Here is a 4,742-nt window from a genome sequence, read left to right on the forward strand (position 1 = left end):
AATTCATTATAAATATTCTTACTCATGAAAAATCCTCCGTCCTATTGATTAAATCTATTGAAACACAAAAAACCCCAGAAAGGGGCACTTTTTTATAAGTGTCCAGTATCTGGGGTATAGTTCAAAGCATCACTCTGAGTTTTTTCATTTCTTATTTCAATTCTTTATTTTGAGCAGCCGCAGGCTATTTAAGGTGACCAGGAGGGTTGCTCCCATGTCCGCAAAAATGGCAATCCATAAGGTCAGCCAGCCCGGAACCACCAGCAATAAAGCCAGTGCCTTGATCCCAAGTGAGAACGTAATATTCTGCTTAATGATCCTTAACGCTTTTTGGCTGAGTTTAATCGTATAAGGCAATTTGCTCAAGTCATCTGACATGAGCGCAATATCCGCTGTTTCGAGTGCCGTATCCGTTCCGGCCCCGCCCATGGCTACCCCAACAGACGCAGCAGCAAGAGCAGGGGCATCATTGACGCCATCCCCGACCATTGCCACACTTTGATGGCGGGCACGAAGTTCTTTAATAACAGCCAGTTTATCCTGCGGCAGCAAATCCGCTTTAATCTCGGAAACTCCGGCCTGCTTTCCGATCTCCAAAGCCGTTCTGTGGTTATCGCCTGTCAGCATAACCGTTTTAATGCCCATATCATTTAGCTTGCTGATGACTGTTTTCGAATGCTCCCGTATTTCGTCTGCAACAGCAATGAATAAAAGTATTTCGCTTGCTGTCCCCAGGATCATCACGGTTTTACCCTGGGTCTGCAGATCTGCTATTGGCTTTTGAATAGAACTTTCCATGCCGCTATGAAGCTCTTCAAATAGGTTGGGGCTTCCGGCATAATAGAGTACACCATTCACTGAGGCTTTTACTCCCTTTCCGGTTATAGAAGTGAAATCCTCTATGTCCAGCCCGGTAAAATCAGCGCCTATTTCTTCTGCTTTTTTCATAATTGCAGAAGCAAGGGGATGCTGTGACCCTTTCTCTAAGGCAGCGGTGATTTGGAGAAGCTGTCTTTCATCACCATTAATTGTGATGATGTCTGTAACGGCTGGAACACCTTTTGTTAATGTGCCTGTTTTATCAAAGGCAATCGATTTGAGCGCCCCTGTTTCCTCCAGATGGATGCCGCCTTTAATCAGAACACCGTTTCTTGCCGCGTTTCCGATGGCCGTAACGACCGCTACAGGTGTAGACACGATTAACGCACACGGACAGCCGACAACCAGTGCTGCAAGCCCCTGGTAGATCCAATGGCTCCACTCCCCGCCAAGCAGCGGAGGAACCACCGCTATTAAAAAGGCTAAGACAATGATAGCAGGCGTATAATACCTGGCAAACTTATCAACGAACTGCTGGGAAGGCGCTTTTTCAGCCTGCGCTTCTTCCACTAAATGGATAATTTTAGCGATGGTGGTATCTTCAGCATGCTTCGTGACTTTTATTTCAAGCAGTCCCTCTTCATTTAGTGTTCCTGCAAAAACTTCATCACCTGAAGTCTTAACGGCTGGAACGCTTTCTCCGGTGATCGCTGCCTGGTTCAGGGAAGAGGTTCCTTTGAGGACCACGCCATCCATGGCCAATTTTTCTCCCGGCTTCACAATCATGATGTCACCAATTTGAATATCATCCACATGAATCCGCATTTCTTCATTGGCCCGTTTGATCAATGCTTCTTTAGGGGCAATGTCCATCAGTGATTCAATGGATTGTCTCGCCTTTTCCATCGAGAAGCGCTCAAGGGTTTCACTAATGGCGAAAAGGATGACAACCATCGCTCCTTCTCCCCACTCGCCAATGATCGCTGCACCAATAATGGCGATCGTCATCAGAGTGCTCATGTCAAAATTCAATCTTGCAAGGTTTTTGAAGCCTTTCAGGAATAAAGTATAACCGCCTATTATGATTGCTGCTGTATACCCTGTGATCGGATATAGATGATCCTCTCCATACTGTTTGCTTAAAAACCAGCTCACAATAAGTATAAGCGCTGCCAAATACACTTTATAGTTAGATTTCTGCTTCCAGAATGGTTCACGCTCCACCATTTTTTCATTCTCTGCACGAAGCTTTAAATTTTCAAAGGCTCCAGCTTTTTCGACTGCCTTCATTGAAGCTGTCCCTGTGACAGTTATCTTGGACGCTCCAAAGTTCACATTCGCATCTAAAACGCCATCCAGGCGTTTCACGTTCTCCTCGAACGTCTTGGCACAGCCTGCTCAGGAAAAGCCCTGAACACGGTAGGTTACCGTCTCTTTTTCCATAATTCCTGCCTGTTCAGACATTGGCTTTCACCTCATTTCTGTGGGCAAGTGCAATCATCATTAATTGCCTGATATGATTATCATCCAATGAATAAAAAGCCAATTTCCCTTCTTTCCGGAACTTAACTATTCCCTGCTTATGCAATGTCCGCAAATGATGGGATGCCGTTGCCACTGTGGAGCCAATGATATTGGCAATATCACAGACACACAACTCTTCATCCCGGCTTAGTGCATATGAAATCTTTGCTCTGTTCTCATCAGCAAGAGCCTTAAATAATTGGGCAGCACCTGAAAGATCTTCCTTTACCAGCTCCCCTTGAATGCGGTTCACTTTTTCTTCGTCAAAGCAGTAAATATCGCACGTATCTTTAGAGCCCAATTTTATTCTCTCCTCATTATTCAAACTTTCATTTGAATAGATTATACCTCGTCTGCACCCTTATTCAAACTATTATTTGAATATTGTATAAAAAAAGGAACCGGATTGCGCCGATTCCTTTTATTTCTTTACTTCTTCTTTCAGTTTTATTAATAATTCACCCGTACCCTCTGCTGCTATCAGTTTTCCGTCCACTACAGCATAGGGAGACAGCCTGCATTCTTTGCATTTGCTCTGGCATTCGTATTCTTTATAAATAATATTCTTTTGGCTCAGGAATTGATTAAATTCAGGTAAACTATCTTCTTTTAAAAATTCATCCAGATTCCGCTGGCAAAATTCAATTGAAGACGTTTTTTGCTTTGAGAATAGTTTGTTGATGAGTTTCATCTGATCAAACTTCCTTTTGGTTTACTTTAATGTTCTTTTCATATAAATTGCTGTTTTTCGCTTATCAGTTGATTGCAGCGAGAGGATGCTCATATTCCACCTTATCAACTCAGAAAATAATATACAAATAGCATAAATCTTGCGAAAAACTGCCTTCTTTAATATCGCTTATAAAATATTGCTTTCCCTAATCCATTTGGTTGCCGGCCGTTTTTTCCCTTCTTTACAGGAAGACCGATATGAACTGATAAATATCCAATTGCCCCTGTTCTTGCAGGCAGGAGATTCCTCTAACCCGCCTATTTTGGATACATCATAATTATATCGAATCTGCTGACCTTCTGTCGTCCCTATTGCTTCTTTTCCAACAATTTCAAATAAAGTCTCATACGCAAATCGAGTTGACCACTTTCTTCCTGCTGCCCGCTTTTTTCGATTCCTACAAAAAAACAGGAGAGAGTGTCACACTCTCTCCTGCACTCACCAATCATAATTTTCTCTTCTGCATATTTGTATTTGGCTTGCATGTACGATGTTTGCAGTAAGAGTAGGGCTGATCACAATCGCTTTTGCACTTGCATAGTGTATCTGTACCACTTATACACCGTGTCTCTCAAATCTCAAAATACCCTTATTGTGACCCATTACAAGCAGGACGTCGCCACTTAATATGACTTCATCTGCTGGAGGAGTAACAATTATTTCTTTTCCGCGCTGAATTCCTACAATATTACAGCTATACTTCTCCCGTATATCCAAATCGGCTAAAGATTTGTTGGCAATTTTTTCGGTTGCCACAATTTCTACCATACTGTAATCTTCAGAAAGCTCAATATAATCAATCATCTTTTCTGAAACAATATGGTGAGCAATCCGCTTTGCCATATCCCGTTCCGGATGAATCACACGATCAACGCCAATTTTTTCGAGTACTCGGGCATGATACTCATTATGCGCCTTCGCCCAAACCTTTGGGATTCCCAATTCCTTTAACAGCAATGATGTCAATATGCTGGATTCGATGTTTTCACCAAAGGACACAAATGCATGATCGATATTTTTGATTCCCGTCTGTTTTATGGCCTCTTCATCAATGCCATTGATTTGAACGGCATATGTCACAAACTGTGCATATTGATTCACTTTTTCCTGATCCACATCAATCGCAAGCACTTGCACGCCCAATTCATGAAATTCTTTTACAAGACTGCCGCCAAAGCGGCCTAAACCAAATACAGCATACTGTTTTTTCATTGAAGAATTTCCCTTCTATTTGAAAAATGAACACAAAAAAACCACTCTTAATAAAGAATGGCCAATGGTTTCCATTAACCCTTCTCTCGATTTGGCTTACGGAGTTAGCTGTCGGATTAGGGATTGAGAGTATCCCTTCTTAGCCTTAATATGCTAAGATTTACCCCAAGATAAACAAAGGTTATCAAAATTGGTTCCCCTTTCAAATGATTCAGCAAAAAGGTTTACTATGAAATTAATAAATATAAGTTACTCCCACGTTCATCTATTGTCAATCTTTTTATCATAGGCTTTCAGTAAGGGTTATTAATTTCTGAACAAAAGAAAAGGCTGTTTTCGCAAAGTTTGTTGCTATTTATATTATATTTACTGAGTTGATTGTAGTGGAAGGTGCGAGATCCTCGAAAATGCATTCGCATTTTCTTCGTGCGGTGTTTACTCAAGGTAGCCTATT

4 protein-coding genes and 1 riboswitch are annotated in these 4,742 nt (G+C 41.7%); all 4 genes read right to left on the reverse strand.

What is annotated here, in order from left to right; translation table 11 throughout:
* Positions 1 to 156: 156 nt before the first annotated feature.
* The 4 genes from M3205_RS24835 to M3205_RS24850 all read right to left on the reverse strand — a co-directional run bounded on the left by M3205_RS24835 (position 157) and on the right by M3205_RS24850 (position 4,288).
* Complete coding sequence (locus M3205_RS24835) at positions 157 to 2,283, reverse strand: heavy metal translocating P-type ATPase (RefSeq protein WP_251172318.1); 2,127 nt, start codon at positions 2,281 to 2,283, stop codon at positions 157 to 159.
* Positions 2,276 to 2,644: an ArsR/SmtB family transcription factor gene (locus M3205_RS24840; protein ID WP_251172319.1), complete on the reverse strand. Its 369-nt coding sequence runs from the start codon at positions 2,642 to 2,644 to the stop codon at positions 2,276 to 2,278. The genes M3205_RS24835 and M3205_RS24840 overlap by 8 nt, the downstream gene beginning before the upstream one ends.
* A 120-nt stretch (positions 2,645 to 2,764) precedes the next feature.
* The gene (locus M3205_RS24845) at positions 2,765 to 3,034 is read right to left on the reverse strand and encodes a DUF1450 domain-containing protein (RefSeq protein ID WP_251172320.1); all 270 of its coding nucleotides are present in this window, start codon (positions 3,032 to 3,034) and stop codon (positions 2,765 to 2,767) included.
* Positions 3,035 to 3,631: 597 nt separating this feature from the next.
* Positions 3,632 to 4,288, reverse strand: a complete 657-nt coding sequence (locus tag M3205_RS24850; RefSeq protein ID WP_251172321.1) for a potassium channel family protein — start codon at positions 4,286 to 4,288, stop codon at positions 3,632 to 3,634.
* Between the two features lie 78 nt (positions 4,289 to 4,366).
* Positions 4,367 to 4,515: riboswitch (cyclic di-AMP (ydaO/yuaA leader) on the reverse strand.
* Positions 4,516 to 4,742: the final 227 nt, after the last annotated feature.

The sequence above is a fragment of the Cytobacillus firmus genome (assembly GCF_023715565.1).
Taxonomy (GTDB): domain Bacteria; phylum Bacillota; class Bacilli; order Bacillales; family Cytobacillaceae; genus Cytobacillus; species Cytobacillus firmus_C.

Coding starts and splice junctions, on each gene's coding strand:
- M3205_RS24845 (WP_251172320.1), bottom strand. CDS start 3,034: ATGAAACTCATCAACAAACTATTCTCAAAGCAAAAAACGTCTTCAATT.
- M3205_RS24850 (WP_251172321.1), bottom strand. CDS start 4,288: ATGAAAAAACAGTATGCTGTATTTGGTTTAGGCCGCTTTGGCGGCAGT.